The 23,956-nt window shown below is 69.0% G+C and carries 17 protein-coding genes; 10 read left to right on the top strand and 7 right to left on the bottom strand.

Features of this window, described 5'->3' with window-relative positions; genetic code table 11:
* Positions 1-66 precede the first annotated feature (66 nt).
* The 3 genes from KVA01_RS06125 to KVA01_RS06115 form a co-directional block, all read right to left on the bottom strand.
* Positions 67-2,292, bottom strand: coding sequence for a PhoX family protein (locus KVA01_RS06125; RefSeq protein ID WP_141269349.1), 2,226 nt, complete (start codon positions 2,290-2,292; stop codon positions 67-69).
* Between the two features lie 109 nt (positions 2,293-2,401).
* On the bottom strand, positions 2,402-3,412 hold the full coding sequence (locus KVA01_RS06120) for an o-succinylbenzoate synthase (RefSeq protein ID WP_141269347.1): 1,011 nt from the start codon (positions 3,410-3,412) through the stop codon (positions 2,402-2,404).
* Between the two features lie 248 nt (positions 3,413-3,660).
* Positions 3,661-4,731: a Fic family protein gene (locus KVA01_RS06115; RefSeq protein WP_233438783.1), complete on the bottom strand. Its 1,071-nt coding sequence runs from the start codon at positions 4,729-4,731 to the stop codon at positions 3,661-3,663.
* A gap of 421 nt (positions 4,732-5,152) precedes the next feature.
* Here KVA01_RS06115 and KVA01_RS06110 point away from each other — a divergent pair, with 421 nt between their 5' ends.
* Genes KVA01_RS06110 through KVA01_RS06100 form a run of 3 tightly spaced genes read left to right on the top strand, consistent with a single transcriptional unit; the run spans position 5,153 to position 11,697 of the window.
* The gene (locus KVA01_RS06110) at positions 5,153-7,126 is read left to right on the top strand and encodes a type I restriction-modification system subunit M (RefSeq protein WP_141269343.1); all 1,974 of its coding nucleotides are present in this window, start codon (positions 5,153-5,155) and stop codon (positions 7,124-7,126) included.
* Entirely contained in the window at positions 7,123-8,481 is a 1,359-nt protein-coding gene (locus tag KVA01_RS06105) for a restriction endonuclease subunit S (protein WP_141269342.1), read from the top strand. Before KVA01_RS06110 ends, KVA01_RS06105 begins: the two co-directional genes overlap by 4 nt.
* A gap of 9 nt (positions 8,482-8,490) precedes the next feature.
* The gene (locus tag KVA01_RS06100; protein WP_141269340.1) at positions 8,491-11,697 is read left to right on the top strand and encodes a type I restriction endonuclease subunit R; all 3,207 of its coding nucleotides are present in this window, start codon (positions 8,491-8,493) and stop codon (positions 11,695-11,697) included.
* A gap of 108 nt (positions 11,698-11,805) precedes the next feature.
* Here KVA01_RS06100 and KVA01_RS06095 read toward each other — a convergent pair whose 3' ends face one another.
* Positions 11,806-12,390 (bottom strand): DUF1269 domain-containing protein, encoded by a 585-nt coding sequence (locus KVA01_RS06095; RefSeq protein ID WP_197461435.1) that lies wholly within the window; start codon positions 12,388-12,390, stop codon positions 11,806-11,808.
* Positions 12,391-12,534: 144 nt separating this feature from the next.
* The gene (locus KVA01_RS06090) at positions 12,535-13,122 is read right to left on the bottom strand and encodes a DapH/DapD/GlmU-related protein (RefSeq protein WP_141269338.1); all 588 of its coding nucleotides are present in this window, start codon (positions 13,120-13,122) and stop codon (positions 12,535-12,537) included.
* A 460-nt stretch (positions 13,123-13,582) separates the two neighbouring features.
* On the opposite strand from KVA01_RS06090, the gene KVA01_RS06085 reads away from it, so the two are divergent.
* Together KVA01_RS06085 and KVA01_RS06080 are read left to right on the top strand one after the other, a co-directional pair.
* Positions 13,583-14,401 (top strand): enoyl-CoA hydratase/isomerase family protein, encoded by an 819-nt coding sequence (locus KVA01_RS06085; protein WP_068467632.1) that lies wholly within the window; start codon positions 13,583-13,585, stop codon positions 14,399-14,401.
* The gene (locus tag KVA01_RS06080; protein WP_082810219.1) at positions 14,398-15,261 is read left to right on the top strand and encodes a 3-hydroxyacyl-CoA dehydrogenase family protein; all 864 of its coding nucleotides are present in this window, start codon (positions 14,398-14,400) and stop codon (positions 15,259-15,261) included. Before KVA01_RS06085 ends, KVA01_RS06080 begins: the two co-directional genes overlap by 4 nt.
* A 195-nt stretch (positions 15,262-15,456) precedes the next feature.
* Here the strand turns inward: KVA01_RS06080 and KVA01_RS06075 are convergent, their stop codons facing one another.
* Positions 15,457-16,413, bottom strand: coding sequence for a LysR substrate-binding domain-containing protein (locus KVA01_RS06075; RefSeq protein WP_231860553.1), 957 nt, complete (start codon positions 16,411-16,413; stop codon positions 15,457-15,459).
* 159 nt (positions 16,414-16,572) lie between these two features.
* On the opposite strand from KVA01_RS06075, the gene KVA01_RS06070 reads away from it, so the two are divergent.
* The 3 genes from KVA01_RS06070 to KVA01_RS06060 all read left to right on the top strand — a co-directional run bounded on the left by KVA01_RS06070 (position 16,573) and on the right by KVA01_RS06060 (position 20,344).
* Complete coding sequence (locus KVA01_RS06070; RefSeq protein WP_068467633.1) at positions 16,573-17,748, top strand: CaiB/BaiF CoA transferase family protein; 1,176 nt, start codon at positions 16,573-16,575, stop codon at positions 17,746-17,748.
* Positions 17,745-18,947 carry an acyl-CoA dehydrogenase family protein gene (locus tag KVA01_RS06065; protein ID WP_141269336.1) on the top strand — a complete coding sequence of 401 codons (1,203 nt, stop codon included), beginning with the start codon at positions 17,745-17,747 and terminating at the stop codon, positions 18,945-18,947. The genes KVA01_RS06070 and KVA01_RS06065 overlap by 4 nt, the downstream gene beginning before the upstream one ends.
* A gap of 224 nt (positions 18,948-19,171) precedes the next feature.
* Positions 19,172-20,344, top strand: a complete 1,173-nt coding sequence (locus KVA01_RS06060; RefSeq protein ID WP_233438782.1) for a phosphatase PAP2 family protein — start codon at positions 19,172-19,174, stop codon at positions 20,342-20,344.
* On the opposite strand, the gene KVA01_RS06055 is transcribed toward KVA01_RS06060, so the two are convergent.
* Positions 20,253-21,152, bottom strand: a complete 900-nt coding sequence (locus KVA01_RS06055; protein ID WP_141269334.1) for an MBL fold metallo-hydrolase — start codon at positions 21,150-21,152, stop codon at positions 20,253-20,255. The genes KVA01_RS06060 and KVA01_RS06055 overlap by 92 nt on opposite strands.
* Before the next feature lie 161 nt (positions 21,153-21,313).
* On the opposite strand from KVA01_RS06055, the gene gluQRS reads away from it, so the two are divergent.
* Together gluQRS and putP are read left to right on the top strand one after the other, a co-directional pair.
* Positions 21,314-22,270 (top strand): tRNA glutamyl-Q(34) synthetase GluQRS, encoded by a 957-nt coding sequence (gluQRS, locus tag KVA01_RS06050; protein WP_141269332.1) that lies wholly within the window; start codon positions 21,314-21,316, stop codon positions 22,268-22,270.
* A 114-nt stretch (positions 22,271-22,384) separates the two neighbouring features.
* The gene (gene putP / locus KVA01_RS06045) at positions 22,385-23,926 is read left to right on the top strand and encodes a sodium/proline symporter PutP (protein ID WP_068467644.1); all 1,542 of its coding nucleotides are present in this window, start codon (positions 22,385-22,387) and stop codon (positions 23,924-23,926) included.
* Positions 23,927-23,956 lie beyond the last annotated feature (30 nt).

Below are 23,956 nucleotides of genomic sequence, written 5' to 3'. Positions count from 1 at the left end.
GGGCGGGAGCGCGACGAACCGCGCTCCCGCCCGCTCGTGACGAACGGCGCCCCGGCGGGCGCCGGGTCAGCCCTCGAAGCTCTTGGGCGCCTGCTGCGCCCACCGGCGCAGCTCCTGCGTGGACTTGCCCTCGTAGCCGCGGTACCGGGGGCCGGTGTGGCCGTTCTTGCGGCGCTTTCCCTGGTTCTCGCCCTTGCCCGGCTGGTCGCTCACGTTGCCCGGGAACTGGGGCTTGTCGTTCCGGTTCTTGCGGAAGACCTGGATCACGGCGGGGCGGGGCATCGAGAACTCGCCGGGGCCCAGGCGCGTGGGCAGGGCGTAGTCCGGGAAGTAGGAGCGGGGCTGCTCGAAGGAGCCGTCCTCCCCCGGGTGCTGCACGGAGATGTAGACCATGCCCTCGGCGTCGTGCACCACGGGGCCGCACGTCTCCGCGTCCTGCGGGACGGAGAGGAACTGCTGCACGCGGCCACGCTCGGAGCCGCCCAGTGCGACCTTGAACAGGCCGTCGTTGTAGCCGATCGTCGAGGGCGCGCCGTCCGTGGAGATCCACAGGTTCCCGGCGGTGTCGAAGGCCACGTTGTCCGGGCAGGAGATGGGCGAGACCTTCTCCTTGGGGAAGCCGCCGAAGTACGTGCCGGAGTCCTTGGTGGGATCACCGCAGACCAGCAGCAGGTTCCAGTCGAAGCGGGTGGCCAGCGGGAGGTTGTGGCGCTCCGTCAGCTCCAGGACGTAGCCGCTGCGGTTGCCGGTCCTCGGGTTGGCCTCGTCCACGCCGGCCTTGCCCGGTGTGCCGCGGTCCGAGTTGTTGGTCAGCGCCACGTAGACCTTGCCGGTGTGCGGGCTGGGCTCCACGTCCTCGGGGCGGTCCATCTTGGTGGCGCCCACCTGGTCCGCCGCGAGACGCGTGTGGACGAGCACCTGTTCCACGGACATGCCCTTGACCATGGACTTCCCGCCCTTGACCAGGGGCAGCCACTCGCCGGAGCCGTCGAACTCGCCGTCCTTGGGCAGGGCGCCCGTGCCGGTGATCTGGCGCTGCGGGGAGTTGCCCTTGAGGCGGGCCACGTAGAGGTCGCCCTCCGAGAGCAGGGTCATGTTGTGCTTCTTGTCACCCTTCCGGAACTTCTTCGCGGAGACGAACTTGTAGATGTACTCGAACTTCTCGTCGTCGCCGGAGTAGGCCACCACGGTGCCGTCGTCGCCCACGCGCACGTTCGCGCCCTCGTGCTTGAAGCGGCCCATCGCGGTGTGCTTCAGCGGGGCCGAGTTGGGGTTCTGGGGGTCGATCTCCACGACCCAGCCGAAGCGGTTCGGCTCGTTCCTGTACCCCGGGATGCGGGCGTCGAAGCGCTTCTCCACCTCCGGCCAGCGGCGCGAGGGCATGGTGGTGCGGAAGCCGTAGCGCTTCTCCTCCGCGGTGCCGGAGGTGATGAAGTACTGGTGGATGTTCTCCTCGCCGGAGAGCACCGTGCCCCACGGGGTGACGCCGCCGGAGCAGTTGTTCTGGGTGCCCAGCACGCGCTTGCCGGTCGGGTCGTCCTGGGTCTTGAGCAGGTCCGAGCCCGCCGCGGGACCGTCCATGACGAACGGCGTGGTCAGGGTGATGCGCCTGTTGCGGGCCCCGCCGCGCACGTAGGTCCACGGCTCCCCCACCTTCTCGCGGGTGATCTCCACGACCGACATGCCGTGCGCCTGGATGGCGGTCCGCACCACGTTGGCCAGGTTCGTCTTCTCGGAGCCCGCGGGGAACATGGTGTTCTCGTTGGTGTACTCGTGATTGTTGACCAATACGCCCGTGAGCCCGTTGGGGTCCGGGATGACGTCCAGGTAGTCCGAGTTGAAGCCGAACTGCTGGGCCTGGGACTCCGGGGTCTGGTTCTTCGGGTCGAACTCCGGGGAGTCGTAGAACAGGGGGTCACCCCAGCGGATGATGGGCGACCAGTCGTAGCCCTTGGGGACCGTGAGGTCGTCCACGGTCATGCCCACGGGCGTAATGGGGGTGAAGTCCAGGCGCGCTCCGCCCTGGCCCCAGTAGCCGTACGTGGCCTGCGCGGGCTCGGCGGTCGCGGCCACCAGGCCCACCGTCACGGCACCGGCGGCACCCAGGCCCAGCGCGGCGCGGCGGCTCACGGCGGCGGAGATGATGTCGTGCGCGTACTCGTTGGACGAGGTGTTCGCGTCCGGGGTCATGCACTGGCTGCCGCACTTGAGTTCGCACGTGAGCGGGCTGCGCTTGCCGTTCACGTGGCCCAGCATGGGCAGCAGACGGCGGCGTTCGGGTGCTTGGGTCATGGAGTGGCTCCCTGGGGTGGGACATGCGTCGGCGCATGTCAGCGAGTGGTTCCACACCCACTAGAGCATCCCGGGGTGATCGCTTCGCGACCGCCCGGCGAACCGGAGGTTAACCCCGAGCGGCGAGCACGGCGTGGGTGCGGCGCAGCCGGTCCAGCCACCAGTCGCGGCGCGCGCCCGTGACGGCGTGCTCGGCGAGCAGGGCCTCGTCCACGGCCATGTCCCGCACGGGCAGGAAGCCGTCCACCGGTCGCAGCGGTTCGGCGGTCACGTCCGCCGTCATCAGCGAGAGCGTGCCGAGCCCGCACGCGTACGGCAGCTCGGGCAGGGCCGCGGCCAGGGCGACGCCCGCGCGGATGCCCACGGAGGAGTCGATGGCGGAGCTCACCACGGCGGGCAGCCCCGCCTGCGCGACGATGTCCAGGGCGCGGCGCACGCCCCCGAGGGGCGCCACCTTCACGACGATCAGGTCCGCGGCCCCCGCGCGCGCCACGGCCAGGGGGTCCTCCGCCTTGCGCACGGACTCGTCCGCGGCGATCAGCGTTCCCACACCCGCATGCCGCAGCCGACGCCGCACGCTCGCCAGCCCCTCGACGCTCGCTACGGGCTGCTCGGCGTAGGCGAGACGGAACTCGCTCAGGGCGCTCAGTGCGGTCACGGCGGCGTCCTCGTCCCAGCCCATGTTGGCGTCCACGCGCAGCTCGGCCTCGGGGAGGAGGTGGCGGACGGCGGCGACGCGGGCGACGTCGTCCGCGAGGCCCTGGCCGCGCTCGGCCACCTTGATCTTCACGGCGTGGACCCGGCCCGCGTAGCCGCCCAGGACGTCCGGGACGCGCTCCGCCGAGACGGCGGGGACGGTCGCGTTGACCGGCACCCGGTCGCGGACCGGCTCCGGGAAGCCCTGCCAGGCGGCCTCGATCCCGGCGCGCAGCCAGGACGCTGCCTCGGGGTCCCCGTACTCCGGGAACGGACCGAACTCGCCCCAGCCGGCCGGGCCGCGGAAGACAACGGTCTCGCGCTGGGTCACGCCGCGGAAGGTCACGCGCATGGGGAGGGAGACCACGTGGGCGGAGGCGAGGAGGTCGGGGAGCGGGGGGAGGGTCAGGTGTGGGGTGGGCATGGGTCCAGGGTAGGCGTCAGAGGACCAGGCCCACGCTGGGTGCCTTGGGCCCTCACTGCGAGGGTCAGGGCTCTGTATTGGGGAAACGCGCTCGCAGGCGAACCGCAGGAGCGCGGACGCCGTCCGCGCTGAGGTTCCGCGTTCGAGCCGTGGCCGATCCGCTCCAGTTGGTAGCAGTGCGACAACCGTTCAGCCCGCCTCGACTTCGGTCGGGAGTGGGCTGGATCTTTTCTCAGCCCCTCGACCCCTTATCTGCCGGACCGTCGCCCCGCCCGCACCGCGAACGCGTCAATCGCGGCCAGCACCTCGTCGCTGCACCAGAACGGCCCCAGCTGGTGCTCGTTCTTGGACCTCACGATCCCCGCCTCGGTGAGCCTCCGCAGGGGCGGGTACACGTTAGGTTGCTTGACTCCCAGCTCGGCGGCCGCAGTCGCACTGTTGAGCACGGGCCGCCGGGCCAGGACATCCAGAAGCTTCCAGGCGTTCGAGTTCTTCCGCACGGTCAGCATCGAACCCCACTCGTCCCGGATGCGGTCGATGTCGGCCACGAGCTGTCGGGCATTGGCCACGGCCCGGCGGGAGGCGGCGGAGAACTGCCGCACGATCGGTTCCACGTCCCCGGCCCGGTACGCGTCCAGTGCCGAGTGGTAGCCCGACACATCCGCCAGCAGTCCTGCCGAGACCGGTACGGCCACGTTCCGGGTGACACCCCAGTGCCGCAGCATGGCCTGCGCTAAAGCCCGGCCCGTTCGCCCGTTGCCGTCGCTGAACGGGTGGATGGTCTCGAACTGGGCGTGCGCCACGGCTACGGCCACCAACGGTGCCGCAGTCGTCTCCCCCATGAACTCCACGAGGTCCTGGACAAGTGTCGGGATCCGCTCGTGGCGTGGTGCCACGTACTCGGCGCCCCTGGGTGAGTCGGAGCGCGTGCCGATCCACACGGGTTCGTCTCGCCACTCGCCAGGGGTGTGCCGTGGCTGCTCCTCCATGAGCACGCGGTGCATCTTGAGGATCGCTTCTGCGGAGAGCTCGTTCGCGAGATCCAGCGCAGCGCGCATCGCCTTCGTGTTCGCGGCGATCTCCTCCGCGTTGCGGCTGCGCCGCACGCCCAGTTCCGCGCTGAAGATCGCCCTCGCCGAGGCGGTCAAGTTCTCGATCTGTGAGGACGACGCCGCCTCCGACCGCAGCAGCACCGGCGCAAAGGAGGCGACCCGCTCCCCCAGCTCGGCATCGAACCGTGTCAGCTCGTGAGCCGCGCCCTCTGCGTCACGCTGGGCATCCTCGCTCAGCTGCGGGACGCGCCCGGCGATGAGTGGCACCAGGGCAGCTCGGTAGGTTGTCGCGCGACCTCCGCGGGTGGCGTTCACCCCCATGTCGCTTCCGCGGCGGGGGTCCACACCAGCTCTTCGCCGCCGACGGCGGGCCATGCTGCGTTGGTCATAATTTTCACTCCCATTTTTATAAGTAACTCAGTTTCTCATAAAAATTGCCGTTCCTGATTATGACTTCTGCGCCACTCCTGCCCACCGAACGTCACCCTTCCGAACCCGGCTTATCCCACAACGCCGCCCAGCTCCTTGCGGCGCGGCGCGCCGTCGCCTCACCGCCCGAGGCTCCGGCATGACATCGCCCTCTCACCTCCCAGACGCGCCGCGCCGGGGCAGTAGCCCGCCCCGCGAAGTAGGCACCCGGACCCTACACTCGGCAGTACCCTCCCGATCACCACGTAAGGCCCCACAAGTGTTCAACCACGCATCCTTCATCTGGGGTGCCGCGGACATCCTCCGCGGCACCTACAAGCAGCACGAGTACGGGGATGTGATCCTGCCGTTCACGGTCCTCTTCCGCCTGGATGCGGTGCTGGCCCCCACGAAAGAAGCGGTGCTGGAGGCCATCGGCCCCATGTACGTGGGGGTGGAGCCGCCCATCGCCATGCTCCGCAACCGCGCGGGCCACACGTACAGCTTCTTCAACCGCTCGCAGCACGACCTCAAGTCCATGCAGGGCGATCCAGACAACCTGGAGGAGAACCTCCGGGACTACGTCAACGCGTTCTCCCCCAACGTCCGCGAAATTTTCCAGAAGTACCGGTTCGAGGACACCATCGTGGACCTCGCGAACCACGACCTCCTGTTGCAGATCCTTCAGCACTTCTCCAAGGCGAACCTCCACCCGGACGCGGTCAGCAACGACCAGATGGGCCACATCTTCGAGGAGCTGATCCGCAAGTTCGCGGAGGCCTCCAACGAGACGGCGGGTGAGCACTTCACCCCGCGCGAGGTCATCGACCTCATGGTCACGCTCCTGCTCACGGACGACGAGGACCTCACCGTCCCCGGCCTGATCCGCGAGGTGTACGACCCCACGGCCGGCACCGGCGGCATGCTCTCCGTGGCGGACGACAAGATCAAGTCCCTCAACCCTTCCGCCCAGGTGAACCTGCTGGGACAGGAGATCAACCCCGCGTCCTACGCCATCTGCAAGGCGGACATGGTGGTCAAGGGCCAGCCCATCGACAACATCGTGCTGGGCAACACCCTCACGGAACCCGCGTTCCGCAACCGCACGTTCCACTACTGCCTCTCCAATCCGCCGTTCGGCGTGGACTGGAAGCAGAACCGCAAGGAGGTGGAGCGCGAGCACACGGTCGCGGGCTTCGGCGGCCGTTTCGGCCCGGGCCTGCCCCGCGTCTCGGACGGCTCACTGCTGTTCCTCATGCACATGATCTCCAAGATGCGCGAGCCGGGCTCCGCGGATGAGACCCAGGCCGCGGGCCGCGCGGCCATCGTGCTCAACGGCTCCCCGCTGTTCACGGGCGGCGCGGGCTCCGGCGAGTCGAACATCCGCAAGTGGGTCCTGGAGAACGACTACCTGGAGGCCATCATCGGCCTGCCCACGGACATGTTCTACAACACGGGCATCTCCACCTACGTGTGGATCCTCTCTAAGGACAAGCCCGCGGAACGCCGCGGCAAGGTCCAGCTGATCGACGCCACGGACATGTTCGTGAAGATGCGCAAGTCGGTGGGCTCCAAGCGCAAGCAGCTCTCGGCGGAGAACATCGCGGAGATCGCCCAGCTCTACCGCGACTTCGCGGAGACCAAGCACTCCAAGATCTTCCGCACCGAGGACTTCTTCTACCGCACCATCACGGTGGAGCGCCCGCTCCGGCTCACTTTCGCGTGCACGGAGGAGCGCATCGAGCGCGTCATGGCCGCCAAGCAGGTCTCAAAGCTCTCCGCCGACGACGCCGCCGCGCTGCGTTCCACACTCACCCTCCTGTCCCAGCGTGGAGACGGCACGGTCAGCACCAACCGTGCGCAGTTCACCAATGAGTTCATGGCGGTGGCCACCGAGAAGGGCCTGCGACTGAAGCCGGCTCTCGTGAAGGTGATCGTCAACGAGCTCAGCGAACGGGACGAGGACGGCGAACTCCAGACCGGCCGTCTCAAGACCCCGGAGCCGGATGCCACCATGCGGGACACCGAGAACGTCCCGTGGGACGATGACATTCACGAGTACCTGGAACGCGAGGTGAAGCTCTTCGTGCCCGACGCCTGGATCGACGAGTCCAAGACCAAGGAGGGCGCGGAGATCCCCTTCACCCGCCACTTCTACGAGTACGTCCCACCCCGCCCGCTGGAGGAGATCGACCGGGACCTGGACGAGGTCCTGGGCCGTATCCGCGCGCGGTTGGAGGAGGTCAAGAAGTGACTGCCACCGATTTCAATGCCACGGTTGCAGGTCTTGCCTCCCGCTGCGGTTGGTCAACCCGGCCACTGAAATTCGTGTTTCAACGGAGTAAACAACTGGGCAACGGGTCTGAGCAACTACTTTCGATCTATCGCGACCACGGCGTCATCCCCAAGGACAGTCGTTCCGATAATTTCAACAAAGCCTCAGACGACCTCAGCAAGTACCAAAAAGTTGATACAGGCGACCTCGTGGTCAACAAAATGAAGGCATGGCAAGGATCCGTTGCGGTCTCGGATCACACGGGCATCATCAGCCCAGCATACTTTATCTATAAAAGCACATCAACCGTGGATTCGAACAGCAGGTACTTGCATTATCTCCTTCGTTCGGGGTTATATTTCCAGCACTACGGCAGCATCTCCACTGGAGTTAGACCCAACCAGTGGGATCTGGACCCAATCGCTTTCGACCGGACGCTTCTTCTCTATCCGCCCAACGCGATTCAGAAGAGGATCGCGGATTACCTCGACCATGAGACCGCCGAAATTGACGACGCCATCTCAGATCAAATTGAACTGATCGAGCACCTCAAGGAACGTCAACGAGTTCAGAAGTACCGCCTGGTTACGGGTCAAACTCTGGACACTAGTCGAGGTCGCGATGCCATTCAGTTCTGGGGCAAGCTCCCCCATGGCTGGAGTCTACAAAAACTGCAATGGCATTTTTCCATCGGCAACGGCTCTACTCCGTCCACCAGTACAGCCAGATTCTGGGATCAGGACGGTTTCCCTTGGCTCAATAGCTCCGTGGTCAATGCACCTTCCGTCACACACGCTTTCAGGCACGTATCTCATGACGCCCTGAATGAGCTGCATTTGCCCGTTGTCCAACCCGGCAGCTTGTTGATCGGCATCACGGGCCAGGGTAAAACCCGCGGCATGGTGACCGCACTGGAAATTGAGGCCACCATCAACCAACATCTGGCATACCTCACCCCCCGCTCAGCCCAAGGGCCGATCTCTATCGAGTATTTGCGTCTGGCACTGGATGTTGCGTACCCCGAATTACGGCAACTGAGCGACGGAAACGGTGGGACAAAGGGCGCCTTGACCTGTCACATGCTCCAGCAGTTCAGGGTCCCCGTGCCCCCGAAGAATCTTCAAGCTGCTCTCGTCACCGAGGCCCGCCGAGAGACAGCTAGAACCGCTCAGGCCGTGGCGGATGCGGAATCGTTTATTGCCCTTGCCCGCGAGCGCCGCGCCGCCCTCATCACGGCCGCGGTCACGGGCCAGATCGACGTCACTACCAGGAACAAGCCCGCCGCGGAGCAGCTGGAAGACGACATCGCGCAGGGTCTGCACAGGGAGAACTAGGGAGAGCGCATGAGTCAGCAGCACCAGGAGAAGAAGCTCCAGCAGGAGATCGCGGAGTACCTCGGGGACCACGGGTGGCTCCACTCGGAGTCCTCGGCCGGTTACGACAAGGAGCGCGCCCTCTTCCCCGAGGACGTCCTGGGCTGGCTGGAGGACACGGACCCGGAGAACTTCGCCAAGATCGTTCCTCCCCGCGGTGACGAGGCGGAAAAAACCAAGGGCGAGCGCCGCATCCTGGATCGACTCACCAGCCAGCTCTCCCAGCCGGAGCGGGACGGCGGTGGCGTGCTGAACGTCCTCCGCAAGGGCTTCATGGTGCCCGGCGCTCGGCGGTTCAGCATGCTGCAGATGCCCCCGGCGGACGACCGGAACCCCCGCATTGCAGAGCGCTACGCGAAGAACCGCCTCCGGGTGGTGCAGGAGGTCGTGTACTCCACGCGCAAGGCGGACCGCATCGACCTGGTGCTCTTCCTCAACGGCCTGCCCGTGGCCACGGTGGAGATCAAGACCGACTTCACCCAGTCCTTGCAGGCATCGATCAAGCAGTACGAGAACGACCGCACGCCCGCCGGCGAGCCCCTGCTGACCCCGTTCCGGGGTGCGCTCGTGCACTTCGCCCTCACGGACCACGACGTCTACATGACCACCGAGCTCAAAGGCCGTGGGACGTCGTTCCTGCCGTTCAACCGCGGCCACGACAACGGCGCGGGCAACCCGCCCAACCCGAACGGCGCGCGCTCCTCCTACTTCTGGGAGGAGACCCTGCAGCGGGACACGTGGCTGAGCATCCTCACCAAGTTCGTGTACGTGAACCACCAAAAGAAGGTGGATCCGCGCACCGGTGCCGAGACGGACACCGCCCAGATCCGCTTCCCGCGCTACCACCAGTGGCGTGCCGTCAGCCGGCTCACCGCCGCCGCGCGGGAGGAGGGCCCAGGGCACAAGTACCTGATCCAGCACTCGGCGGGTTCCGGCAAGACGGACTCCATTGCGTGGACCGCCCACCGCATGGCCACGCTCCACACGGCGGCCGGGGAGAAGGTGTTCGACACCGTCTTCGTGATCGCGGACCGCCAGGTGCTGGACCGCCAGCTCCAGGACGCCGTGGACCAGCTGGTGAACGCCACCGGCCAGTTCCAGCCCATCACCTCCGGCTCGGAGGGCTCCAAGACCGCTCAGCTCATCGAGGCACTGGCCGGTGGGGTGCCCATCATCGGCGTAACCCTGCAGACCTTCCCCTATGCCCTGTCCAAGATCCGCGAGCAGGGCGGCACGTTCGAGGGCAAGCGCTTTGCGGTGCTCGCGGACGAAGCCCACTCCTCGCAGTCCGGCAACGCGGCCAGCGCGGTCAAGGAGCTGCTGTACCTCAATGACCCCGCCGCCGCGCTGGGCGAGGACGGCGCACCGCTCGTGGACCAGGACGGCGTCCTGGAGCCGGGAGCGGACCAGGACGCCCTGATCCGAATGGCGGCCCAGGCGGACGACGGCCACCGGATCAGCTACTTCGCGTTCACGGCCACGCCCAAGGCCAAGACGCTGGACCTCTTCGGCACCCCCAACAAGGCGGACAAGAAGGAGCCGTTCGACCTCTACTCCATGAAGCAGGCCATCCAGGAGGGCTTCATCCTGGACGTCCTGAAGAACTACACGACCTACGAGCGCGTGGCCAAGATCGCCCTGCGCGGTTCGGACCCGGACACCCTGCCCGGCGCGAACGGGACGGGCGGCAGGGAAGGCGCGTCAGCGGCGTCGTCGCCCGGGGGTAACGCGGGCGAGGAGGTGGACGTGCGCCGGGGAACGCGCGCGTACATCGGGTTCGTGGAGCTGCACCCCACCAACGTGGACTCCAAGGTGGACGTGATCATCAAGCACTACCTGCACACGGTCCAGCCCGCCCTGAACGGGCGCGGCAAAGCCATGGTGGTCACGAGTTCGCGCGCGTCCGCCGTGCAGTACCAGCGGTCGTTCCAGCGCCACATCGAGCGGGAGGGTCTGCCGTTGAAGACCCTGGTGGCGTTCTCCGGCTCCCTGCCGGACCCGGACGTGGCGGTGATCGGGGACGGCGAGCGCCCCGAGGTCACGGAGGCGTCCATGAACCCGGACGTGAAGGGCCGGGACCTGGCGGCGGTGTTCAACCAGGACGACCAGAACATCCTGATCGTCGCGAACAAGTACCAGACCGGCTTCGATCAACCCCTGCTGGTGGGCATGTACGTGGACAAGCAGCTTTCCGGCATCGCCGCCGTGCAGACGCTGTCCCGCTTGAACCGGCGCATGGACGGCAAGACGGACACGTACGTGCTGGACTTCGTGAACGACGCCGACGAGATCCTCAAAGCGTTCCAGGAGTACTACCAGGAGGCGGTCATCAAGACGCCCTCGGACCTGGACCTGGTCTCCAAGCAGCTGGAGAAGCTCAAGGCCGCCGGCATCTTCAACACCTCCGAGGTGGACCAGGTGTGGGAGGCGTGGAACAACGTGCGGGGCAAGCACAGCTCCCTCTCCCCCGGCCTGGACCCCGCCGTGGAGCGCTTCATGGACCGCTGGAACCGCGCCCTCGCGGACGACGACGCCGCCGCGCGGGACCTGCTCGAAGAGTTCCGTTCCCTGCTCGGCCAGTACGTGACGTCCTACGCGTTCTTCTCCCAGATCCTCAACTTCGGGGACCCCGAGTACCTCAAGCTCTCCGTGTTCGCGGACCTGCTCGCCCGGCGGCTCAATGCCCAGCTGGACACCGAGGTCCCGGAGACGGTCACCGCTGAGGACGTGGTGCTCACGCACTACCACCTGGAGAAGCAGCGCGAGCAGAACCTGGAATTACAAGACGGCGAGGCCGAAGGGCTGCGGGGACTCACCGAGGTGGGCATGAGTCGACAGGCCGAGCGCGAACGGGCCGCCAAGACCGAACTAGTGGAGAAGGTCAACAAGTACCTCGGCGGCCTGGACGCCAGCGACGACTACAAGGTCAACGCCGTGGACCTCTGGCTCACCACCGCCCAGGAGAACGAGAACCTCAAGGTCCAGGCCCGCAACAACACGCCCCTGGACTTCGCGCGCTCGCCCGAGCTGCGCGTGGTCCTCGAGGACAGCGTGTGGAGCCACAACGACCTCTCCGAGAAGTTCGCCAAGGTCCTGCAGGAGATGCCCGCGAGCGAACTGGTGTCCCTGGCCATGGCGGCGGGCTTCTACGACCGTCTACGGGGTGAAGCGGGGTAGGTGCTCCAGGGGCTGACAATCCCCGTCGCTTTTCATGGAAAAGCAACGAGGCCGTCTCCCCTCGGGGAAGCGGCCTCGCCGTGTGAAGTTCGCGCTCTGAGAGCGGTACTACTTCTCGTCGCGGTGGAACTTCTTGCGCAGGTTCTCGACGCGCTCGTCCCACTTCTCCTTGCGCTCTTCGCGGCGCTGCTCGCGCATCTTCTGGTCGGCGGCGTCCGCAGCGGCTTCCGCGGCGGCCTGCTGGGCCTCCAGCTCGTCGACGACCTCGTCCAGCGGGCGGCGGACGATGGTGCCGCCGAGGTCCTTCACGAAACCGTCCAGACCGGCGACGTCCGGCTCGTCCGTCTGCAGGATCAGGGCGTTACCGCCCGGCTTCACGGTCCGGCCGAACTCCGCGAGGGCGGTGTCACCGGCCTCGGCACGGTCCAGGTCGAAGAGGCTGCCCGCGAGCGCCCCGGCACCGAGGCCGAAGAGCATGCCGATCGGGCCGCCCAGCACACCCACGACCATGCCCAGCAGACCGCCGCCGGCCGCGCCCGCGCCGATCAGGGCGTCGTCGCCCTCGGGAACGGTGAGACGACCGTTCGCGTCACGCTCCACGAGCGCCGCGGAGGTGATCTCGTTGATCAGGGAGGAATCACGAAGCTTGGCGATGGCCTGGTAGGCCTGGGCGTTGTCGGGGGAACGTGACAACAGCTGCGTACTCGGTCATTTTCCTGTCCTTTCGAGGTACGGCGACGTGCTCACCGCACGCTTGGTCATAAGTGCTCCGCTGTGCGCCCCGGCCCGTCAACGGGTTCCGTTGCTTGGGTCACACATGACACACACGCCCCGACCTCAGACGACGTCCCGCACCACCCGCGCCGGTGAACCGGCCACCACGGTGTTGGCCGGGACGTCCTTGGTGACCACCGAGGCCGCGGCGACCACGGCACCGTCGCCAATGGTGACCCCCGGCAGGACCGTGACGTTCGAGCCGAGCCACACGCCCCTGCCCAGCACGATGGGCGCGGGTTCCATGTCCGCGCGGTGCACCGGGTCCATGCCGTGGTTCAGGGTGGCGAGCAGTGCGTTGTGACCGATCAGGCAGTCGTCGCCGATGGTGATGCCGCCCTGGTCCTGGAACGTGCAGCCGGAGTTCACGAAGACCCGCTCGCCGAACACGGTGTTCTTCCCGAAGTCGGTGCGGAACGGCGGGAACAGGGTCGTGGTCTCGGGGACGGCGCGGCCGCTCAGGTGGGAGAGCAGTGAACGGACCTCCTCCGGCGAGTGGTAGCTGGCGTTGAGCTCCGCGGTGACGGCGAGCGCCTCCTGGCTGCACTCGTGCATGACCGCGTGCAGTGGGGACCCACCGCGGATGGTCTCGCCTGCGTTCAGGGCGGTGAGGAGGTCGTCGAGGTCGGGGGTTCGCGCGTCAGTGGTCATGGCGCCCACTCTCCCACCGGGGCGGGGCGTGGACAACGGGAGCGGGCGGCGTCGTCCCCGGGCGCTGACGAACTCTGGGGGTGCAGAAGTGCCTGCGGATTGGCGGGCATCCATGGCATTGCTACACCTGTGAGTCATGCCCCGGGCGAGGTTGCCTCCAGCAGGTGAGGCGTGAACATCTGAGGCGGGATATGCCCTCGAAAACGCCCGCGCGGTGGGCATTTCGCGCCCTGAATGTCGCAGCCGCGCGGGGTGGTGCGGCCGGAGGCGCCAGGCACGTGCTGGGCCGCCGTGGCATGCACCGGATGACGGCCGTCGATACCTGATCCGCATGAATCTGCCCGGAACCTGCTTCCGGTCACTCGGAGACGGTATGAATGTGGATGAGAGGCGGGGCCCACAGCCCGCCCACCGATGCAACGAGCACCGTTACGCCCCACACCACCGAGGAGAACACCCCATGAGCGCGGAGAGCAGCGACGTCCTGACCGTCGAGGTCACGGACGGGATCGCCCTGGTCACGGTCAACCGCCCGGAGGTGCGCAACGCGATCAATGCCACGGTCCTGCAGGCGCTGACCCGCACCCTGGCGGACCTGGAGCACGACGACGCCGTCCAGGTCCTGATCTTCACCGGCGCCGGGGACAAGGCGTTCGTGGCCGGCGCGGACATCAACGAGCTCGCCGTGCGCACCCCCAAGGACGGCTTGAAGGCGACCATGCAGGGCGTGTACGAGAAGGTCGAGCAGTTCCCCAAGCCCACGATCGCGGCGGTGAACGGGTACGCGTTCGGCGGCGGGCACGAGCTGGCGCTCGCGTGCGACATCCGCGTGGCCTCCACCAACGCGCAGTTCGCGCTGCCGGAGACCGGGCTCGGCATCATGCCCGCGGCCGGTGGCACGCAGCGCCTCGCCAAGCTGGTGGGGGTGGGCCGGGCGACCGAGATCATCCTCACCGGACGCCGCGTGAAGGCCGAGGACGCCCTGGCCATGGGCCTCGTCACCCAAGTCGTGGCGCCGACAGACCTCCTGGACACCGCCCGCGAGACCGCGCGCGCCATCATGAGCAAGGGCCCCCTGGCCGTGCAGCTCGCCAAGACGGTGATCCGCCACGGCTTCGACGTGGACCACGCCACCGGCATCCTGCTGGAGCGTCTGGCGCAGTCCGTGCTCTACAGCAGCGCGGAGAAGACCGAGGGAACCACCGCGTTCCTGGAGAAGCGGACCCCGGACTTCCACACCGCCGCACAGAAGGACATCAAGAAGGACGTGAACAAGTGAGCGAGAACATCCAGCACGTCACCGTGGTCGGCGCCGGGGCCATGGGCTCGCAGATCGCCATGGTCTGCGCGCTGGCCGGGTACGAGACCGACGTCGTGGACATCGCCCAGGACGCCGTGGACCGCGCGTCCGAGCAGCTGCACGCCCGCATGGACCGGGACGTGAGCAAGGGCCGCCGCACGCCGGAGGACGTTGACGCGGCCTTCGAGCGCCTGACCTTCTCCACGGACCGGGACGCCTGCGCCGCCCACGCGGACCTCGTGATCGAGGCCGCCGTGGAGGACCTCACGATCAAGCGTCAGGTCTTCGCGGAGCTGGACCGGGTGTGCCCGCCGCACACGATCCTGGCGACGAACTCCTCGAACATCGTCTCCTCGCGCGTCGCGGACGCCACGAACCGCCCGGAGAAGGTGTGCAACGTGCATTTCTTCAACCCGGCGCTCGTCATGGAGTGCGTGGAGGTGGTCCCGCACGCGGGCACGTCCCGCGAGACGGTCGCGACCGCCGTCGCCTTCGCCCGCTCGCTCGGCAAGCAGCCGGTGGAGCTGAAGAAGGAGGTCCCCGGCTTTGTGGCCAACCGCCTGCTCGGCGCGCTGCGGGCCGAGGCCCTGAAGCTCTACGAGGACGGCGTGGCGGACTTCGAGGACATCGACACCGCCGCGCGCACCGCCCTGCGCCACCCCATGGGCCCGTTCGAGCTCATGGACATGGTGGGGATCGACGTCGTCTACCTGATCCGCCTCGCCGAGTACGAGCAGACCGGGGACCCCGCCTCCCTGCCTGCGGAATCCATCAAGGAGAAGTACGAGGCCGGCGAGCACGGCCGCAAGTCCGGCAAGGGCTGGTACGACTACCGGTAGACGGGCACGCGAGGACGACGCCGCCGGGTTGCGTCGGCATGGCCCGCAGGCGGCACGGAAGCTGCGTGGCGGCCCGTCGCCGTTCGGCTCGGCTCCACCCCGGTACCCGTCAGGGCCGGGGTCGACGACGCCGCGGCCCCCGGGCGGCGTCGGCCCCGGCGTTCCGGCAGCCCGGCGCCTGGACCGCTACCCGGCTCATCCCACCCCGGCCCCGGATCCGCCCGCCCGGCGCGGGCCGCCGTAGAGGTTCTGCGCCATGGCGACGACCGAGCGCAGCGCGGGGTTCGGGTCGCCGCCGCGCCAGAGGATCTGCACCTCCAGCGGCGGCTGCTCCTCAGTGAGCGGGAGGAAGACCACGCCCTCGGAGGAGACGTTGTCGCGCACGGTGTCGAGGCTGAGTGCGCAGCCGATCTGGGCGGCCACGAGCACGAGCAGCGTCCACGAGTCCGGCGCCACCTGCGCGATCCGGGGCATGTACCCGGCGGCCATGGCGAGCGAGGTCAGCCGATTCTGCAGCGCGGCACCGGGCCCCGAAGGCAGCACCACCCACGACTCCTCCGCGAGCTGCGCCATGCTCACGCTCGCCTCCCCCGCGAGCGGGTGGTCCGCGGGCAGCACCGCCATGACCTCCTCGTAGCCGAGCACGCTGGAGCGCAGCTCCGCCGGAACGAAGTCCCAGCGCCCGATCACGGTGTCCAGGGAGCCGTCCAGCACCTTCTGCATGGCCAGGTGGGAGAACTGCGAGCCGTGCAGCTCCAGGTGGATGCCCGGGCGGTGGGTGCGCACGGTGCGGGCCAGCGCGCCGACCGTCCTGTTGATCGACGCCCCCGCGAAGCCCAGTCTCACCCTCCCGGTCTCCCCGGTGACCGATTTGGCGACGGCGCCGCGGGCCTGTTCGGACGCCGCCACCAGGGCCTTCGCGGGCTCCACGAGCGCTTCCCCCGCCGGGGTCAGTGCCACCTGGCGGGTGCTGCGCTCGAACAGCGCCGTGCCCAGGGACGTCTCGATGCTCTTGATGAGCCTGCTCAGGGGCGGCTGCGCGATCCGCAGGGACGCCGCTGCGCGCCCGAAGTGCAGCTCCCGCGCCACCGCGAGGAACGCCTTTGCCTCGTGCACCTCCATGACCGGGACCACCTTCCGCCGCGTGCTCACTGTGCGCTCCTCCCGCGCCCGACGCCGCCGGGACAGGCCTCGCGCGCCGTCGGCTTTATTGCCTGTGGCGCATCAATGAGCGCATGTTTTTATATTGGACAGAACCCAATGCTAGTGCTTGTGTGTTCTGAGACACACCACCGATGCCCTGGAGAACGCATGTCCCTGACCCCCGACCCCACCGGATCCGGCCCGCTCAGCGGCGTCGTCGTCGCCGACTTCTCCCGGATCCTCGCCGGCCCGTACTGCACCATGCTGCTCGCGGACATGGGTGCCACGGTGATCAAGGTGGAGGGCCCGGAGGGGGACGACACCCGGCTGTACAAGCCTCCGAGCCGCGACGGCATCGGCACGTACTTCCTCTCGGTGAACCGCAACAAGCACTCGATCGTGCTGGACCTCAAGGACCCGGAGGACCTGGAAACGGCCTACGAGATCATCGACTCCGCGGACGTGTTCATCGAGAACTTCAAGCCGGGCGGTCTGGAGCAGTTCGGCCTGGACCCGGCCTCCGTGGCCGAGCGGTGGCCGTCCCTGGTGCACGCGAGCATCACGGGTTTCGGCACCCGGGGCGGGGCGCACCTGCCGGGCTACGACCTGCTGGTGCAGGGGGTCTCGGGCTTCATGTCCGTCACGGGCTTCCCGGACGGGCCTCCCCAGCGCGGCGGGGTGGCGCTGTTCGACGTCATCACCGGGCTGCACGCCGCCGTCGCCGTCCTGGGTGCCCTGCACGAGCGCACCGTCTCCGGGCGCGGTCAGCACGTGGCCCTGGACCTGCTCTCCGCGGCGCTGTCCGGGATGGTCAACCAGACCACCGGCTACGCCGCGTGCGGCAACGACCCCCAGCGCCAGGGCAACGAGCACCCGAGTCTGTTCCCCTACGGTCCATTCCCCACCGCGGACAAGGAGCTGATCATCACGGTGGCCAACAACTCGCAGTTCCGGCGCTTCTCCACGGTCCTGGGCATGCCGGACCTCATCGAGGACCCGCGCTTCGACACCGTGGAGCACCGGAACAACCACCGGGAGGAGCTGCGCCCGCTGCTGAACGGGGCCCTGCGCGGCGACACCGCGCAGGCCTGGGCCACCCGGCTGCAGGACCAGGGGGTGGCCTGCGCGCCCATCCTCACCGTTCCGGAGGGCGTGGAGTACGCGGCGTTCCTGGGACTGGAACCGGTCGTGCAGGTGGGGCAGGGGGACGACGCCGTGCCCCTCGTCAAGAACCCCGTGACCTACAGCCGCACACCCGTGACCTACGACAAGGCACCGCCCGCCCTCGGCGCGGATCGCGAGGACGTCCTCGCGTGGCTGCGCTCCCGAAAGGACCCCTCATGAGCGAACTTCTCGAGAACCCCGACTTCTTCCTGCTGGACCAGGACCTCTCCGCGGAGGACGTCGCCCTGCGCGACCGGGTCCGCGCGTACGGCCGCGAGCGGATCCTGCCGGTCGTGAACGAGGCGTGGGAGAAGGGCGAGCACCCCACGGAGGCGTTCACGGGCCTCGCGGAGCTGGGGATCGTGGGCACGTTCATCCCCGGCTACGGCTGCCCCGGGCTCTCACGACGGGCGGCGGGCGTGGTCGCCAGGGAACTCGGCCGCGTGGACGGCTCCGTGAACACGTTCTTCGGCGTGCACTCGAACCTGTGCATGGGCAGCATCTACATGCTCGGCAGCGACGAGCAGCGTGAGCGGTGGCTGCCCTCGATGGCGCGGATCGAGAAGACCGGGGCGTTCGCGCTGACCGAGCCCGCCCACGGCTCGGACTCCGTGTCCCTGGAGACCTCCGCGCGCCGCGACGGCGAGCACTGGGTGCTCAACGGGCACAAGCGGTGGATCGGCAACGGCCACGCGGCGGACGTGATCGTGCTCTACGCCCGGGACGAGGCGGACGGGCAGGTCAAGGGTTTCGTCGTGGAGAAGCAGCAGGACGGCGGCTACCCCCGCGGCTACGAGCCCACCGTGATCGACGGCAAGATCGGCAAGCGCGCCATCAACCAGGCGGATATCGTCATCACGGACCTGCACATCCCGGCCGAGAACCAGCTCCCCGGGTGCCGCAGCTTCAAGGACGTCAACACGGTCCTGAAGGCCACCCGCGGCGGGGCGTCCTGGGAGGCGGTGGGCCACGGCATGGCGGCGTTCGAGATCGCGGCCAGCTACGCCCTGGAGCGCGAGCAGTTCGGGCTGCCGATCGCCAACTACCAGCTCGTGCAGGAGCGCCTCGCGACCATGCTCTCGGACCTCACCTCCATGCAGCTGCTGTGCACGCGCATGGCCGAGCTGCAGGAGTCGGACCAGCTCACGGACGCCATGGCCTCGCTCGTGAAGATGACCACCTCCCGCAAGGCCCTGGACATGTGCCGCACCGCCCGGGACATGCTCGGCGGCAACGGGCTGCTGCTCGAGAACCACATCGGACGCCACGTCACGGACATGGAGGTCGTCTCCACGTACGAGGGCACCGACTCCATGCAGGCCCTGATCGTCGGCCGCGCCATCACCGGCGTCTCCGCCTTCACGCGCACGCGCCGCTGACGGACGACGACGCCGCCCGCGCACCACGGCGCCCCGCCCGCCTCCGCGGGGCACGACGTCGACGCCGCGGCCGCTCGAGCGCCGGGCCCGGCCAGGCGGCGTCGGCCCCGGAGCCCGGACGCGTCCGCCCTCACAGCCACGGCATAGCGGAACGTGCCACCATGGTGCACGGCCCCCGTGATCCAGGCGGGCCTCCCCCTGTCATCCGGTGAGGTAGTTCTTCCGTGTCGTACGCTCCCTTCCCCCCTGGCCCCCCGGCCCAGCACCCCGTCGGTGCTGCGCCGTCCGGCGCTCCCGCACCGCGCGTGCGGGCGCGCTCCGTGGTGGGCACCCTGGTGGTGCTCGCGCTGCTGTGGGGCCTGGTGCTCGTCATCGCCCACGGCGGCCTGCAGACCGTCACGGGCCAGGCCCTGGACGAGGTCGCGCTGGCCCAGGCCAAGGCGGACCGCACCGGCTACTTCCCGGGCTTCGCGCTCGTGGTCTCGCAGTACCTGCCGGAGGTCGTGGCCGTGGTGGCCGGGCTCGTGGCCCTCGTGTGGGCGGTGCGCTACCGGCGCTGGACGGCCGCCCTGTGCGCGACGGGCGCGGTGCTCGCTGCGAACGTCACCACGCAGTTCCTTAAGCACGGCGTGCTGGACAAGCCGGACCTCGGGATCCAGCAGATCGCCTCCAACTCGTTCCCCTCCGGCCACACGACCGCCGCGGCGTCCCTGCTGATGGCGCTGCTGCTCGTGGCACCGGCCCACCGCCGTGCGAAGACCGGGCGCTGGGGTGCGTTCCTGGCCGCTGTCGTGGGCATGACCACCGTGCTCAACGGCTGGCACCGCCCCACGGACGCCGCCGCCGCGCTGCTCGTCGTGGGCGGCTGGGGTCTGCTCGCCGCGCTGGCTGAGCGACTGATCGGACTCGCCCGAGCCCGCTCCGGGCGGGGTGCGCGCGGCACCGCGGCGGGGAACATCCAGCGCCTCCGGGAGGACCGTTCCCGACGCCGCCGGCAGCGTTCCTGGCGCGAGGACCGCGGGGACAGCGCGTTCGTCCCGCCCGCCCACGAGCGGCAGGCGCAGGAGCAGCAGGCGCGGCAGTGGCAGGAACGGGAGCGGGCGGCGTCGTCGTACGGCGCCGTGAACGGGCAGCCGGAGCCCTGGCAGCAGGGCGTTCGGCGCGATGTGGAGGACGGCAGCCCGTGGTTCCCGGCGCGACCCCGCGTGGCCACGGCCGTCATGCTTCTCGTGCTCAGCGCGGTGCTGCTCGCGGCCGCCGTGTGGTGGCCCTACCCGACCGTGGCCGGCACGCTCGCGGGGCGGATCACCCTGCTGGCGGGGTACCTGGGGATTGCGGCTGCGGCAGCTCTGGGGTGGGCCGCGGTTGCAGCTCGGCTTCGCTCTCCGCTGCGATGAGCGCGAGGCGGTCCAGGAAGACCCGCGCGACCCCGGCCTGATACGGCAAGCGGTACATCGCGGCGGTGGACGGCCCCTCGCCGGAGGCGATCACGTCCTTCGCGCGGTGCACCGCCAGGTCCATGGTGTCCGCCTGCTGCGCCACGAAGTTCGCGGTGACCGGCGTGCCGTGACCCGGGACGAACGCGATGTAGCGCTCCAGGGTGGCCAGGGCGCGCAGGGACTCGACCCAGCGCTGCGGGTAGGCGTCCTCGAAGTTCGGGTCCGCGCCCTCCTCCACGAGGTCGCCGCAGAACACGACGTCGTGCACGCCCACGCAGACGTCGTTGTCCGTGTGGCCGGGGCCCAGGAAGAAGAGGGTGACCGGGCGCTCACCCAGGTCGATGCGCGTGAGCGAGGGCCGGCGGCCGTTGCCCGGAAGCGTGTTGGTGGGCAGCACGAGCTGGGTGTCGATGCCCGTGGCGTCGCCCATCTCCGGCTCCTGCGTGCCCACGAAGCTGCGCTGGAACTCGCCGACCTCCGCCATCGCACTCGCGCACGCCTTGTGCGCCCAGAACTCGGTGGCCCCGGCGCGCGCGAACACGGCGTTGCCCATGTAGTGGTCGTAGTGCGCGTGGGTGTTCACCACGGTCAGCGGCAGGTCCGTAATGTCCCGCACGGCGGCCAGGATCTCCCGCCCCTGGCGCGGACCGGCACCCGTGTCGATCACCAGGGCGCGCTGAGTGCCCAGCACCAGACCGGAGTTCAGTCTCCAGTTCTCGGTGCCGATCACGTAGACGCCGCGGCGCAGCTCCTGGGTGCGTGCCATGAGCCCACTCTATCGGGTGGCCCCGGCGCCCCCGCATCGTTCCACCGCACGGCAGGCGCCCCGACCTGCGGCGGGACGCATTGCCTCCCGCGCGGACGGGCCCCGAGAACGACGACGACGCGCGCCTCCGCGGCGCTGCGCCCGGTGCTACTGTGTGCCGCGTGTTCCCCCGCAGCCCCCAGACCGCACCCGCCCCGGCGGGGCGGTTCGCGCCGTCGCCCTCCGGGGACCTGCACCTGGGCAACCTGCGCACGGCACTGGCCGCGTGGGGTTTCGCACGTGCCACCGGCCGCCGGTTCCTGCTGCGCGTGGAGGACCTGGACCGCGTGAAGAAGGGTGCGGCCGAGCGCAACGTCGAGGACCTGCGGGAGCTCGGCCTGGACTGGGACGGGCCCGTGGACCTGCAGTCCACGCGCATCCCCGAGTTCCTCGACCGGGTGCGAACCCTCACGGACGCGGGTCTGACGTATGAGTGCTTCTGCACGCGCAGGGAGATCCACGCGGCGTCGTCCGCCCCGCACGGCATCCCCGGGGCCTACCCCGGCACGTGCCGGAACCTGAGCGCGGCGCAGCGCGAGCGGCGTCGTGCCGAACGTCCGCCCGCCATCCGGTTGCGGGCGCAGACCCGCGAGTTCACCGTGACCGACGAACTGGCGGGGACGTGCACCGGCGCCGTGGACGACATGGTGCTCGTGCGCAACGACGGCACCCCCGCCTACAACCTGGCCGTGGTCGTGGACGACGCCGAGCAGGGCGTGGACCAGGTGGTGCGCGGGGACGACCTGCTCCCCTCCGCACCCCGCCAGGCGTACCTCGCGCAGCTGCTGGGTCACGCGGCTCCGTCCTACGCGCACGTGCCGCTCGTCCTCGGTCCGGGTGGTGACCGGCTCGCCAAGCGGGACGGTGCCGTGACCCTGCGCGAGCTGCGGGAGCTGGGGTATTCGACGCCGGACGTGCTGGCATGGCTGGGGGAGTCTCTCGGGATCGAACGCCCGGTGCGCCGCGCGGCGGACGTGCTCGAGCGCTGGGACCCGGCGAGCTGGACGCGCGAACCGGCGGTCTTCACGCCGTGGCCGCCGCTCGGGCGGCCGACTCCGCGCCGTCGACACGATGCGTGACGGCCCTCTCACAGCGGGTATCTTGGGGTGTTGCCTCACTCACCCCTCCTGGTGACCGCGCACATGCCACCCCGGTGAGCGCGGTCCATCCATCCCGTACCGGAAGGCACGTGCATGTCCGATCAGGCGTACCAACTCATTGCGATCCTGGCGTACTTCATCGCCATGATCTGCATCGGCCTCTGGGCCAACAGCAAGACCAAGAACCTCGACGACTACATGCTCGGCGGGCGCAACCTCAAGCCCGGTGTGGCGGCGCTGTCCGCCGGTGCCTCGGACATGTCCGGGTGGCTGCTCATGGGCCTGCCCGGCGCGGTGTACCTCTCCGGCCTGGTGGAGGCGTGGCTCGCCATCGGACTGACCATCGGCGCGTGGGTGAACTGGAAGATCGTGGCGCCGCGGCTGCGCGCGTACACGGAGGTCTCCCACAACTCCATCACCATCCCCTCCTTCCTGGACAACAGACTCAAGGGCAGCACCCGGATGCTGCGCGTGATCTCCGGGCTGATCATCCTGGTGTTCTTCACGTTCTACGTGTCCTCCGGCATGGTGGCCGGCGGCGTGTTCTTCCAGTCCTCGTTCGGCACGAGCTACCTGGCCGGCATGCTCCTGGTGGCCGGCGTGACCGTGCTCTACACGTTCTTCGGCGGCTTCCTGGGGGCGTCCTACACGGACCTCTTCCAGGGCCTGCTGATGCTCGCCGCGCTGCTCATGGTGCCGATCGTGGGCATCTTCCTGGTGGGCGGGCCCGGTGAGATGATCACCGAGATCGAGAACGTGAAGCCCAACGCGCTGTCCCTGTTCGCGGGCGGCACCGCCGTGGGCATCATCTCCTCGCTCGCGTGGGGCCTGGGCTACTTCGGCCAGCCGCACATCATCGTGCGCTTCATGGCGCTGCGCACCCCGGCGGATGCGAAGGCCGGGCGCCGGATCGGCATCGGCTGGATGGTCCTCACGGTGCTCGGCGCCATCGGCACGGCGCTCGTGGGCATCGCCTACTACGGCAACCGCCCCGGCCAGGAGCCCACGGACCCGGAGGCCATCTTCCTGGACATGTCCCAGGTGCTCTTCCACCCGCTGGTCGCCGGCCTGGTGCTCGCCGCCGTGCTCGCGGCCATCATGTCCACGATCTCCTCGCAGCTGATCGTCTCGTCCTCCGCACTCGTGGAGGACCTCTACAACCTGGCCGTGAAGCGCCGCCCCTCCCCCAAGGCGCAGGTGTGGCTCGGCCGCGCCGGCGTGCTGCTCGTGGCGCTCGTCGCCGCGGCCCTCGCGTGGGAGCAGAACTCCACGATCCTGGACCTCGTGGGCTTCGCGTGGGCCGGCTTCGGCGCGGCGTTCGGCCCCGTGGTGCTCATGAGCCTGTTCTGGCGCAAGCTCACCAACGCGGGCGCCATCAGCGCGATGCTCGTGGGTGCCGTGACGGTGTTCACCTGGCAGTTCACCCCGTGGAGCGACCTCTACGAGCTCATCCCCGGCTTCTTCCTGGGCGGGATCGTGGGGATCGTCGTGTCCCTGCTCACCTACCGCGGTGACCCGGAGATCGACCGCGAGTTCGACGAGACCATCCGCCTCGTGCGCCACCCGGAGCAGGCCGATCCCGCCGCCGCGGCGAAGGCCGCCGCTGCCGGGGACGCCCCCGCCGGGACGGTCTGATCCGTTTCTGCCTCACACGAACGACGCCCC

The sequence above is a fragment of the Kocuria varians genome, from assembly GCF_006539885.1.
Classification (GTDB): Bacteria; Actinomycetota; Actinomycetes; order Actinomycetales; family Micrococcaceae; genus Kocuria; species Kocuria varians.
The sequence above is the reverse complement of the archived record's forward strand: the minus strand, read 5'-3'. Positions and strand labels throughout refer to the sequence as shown.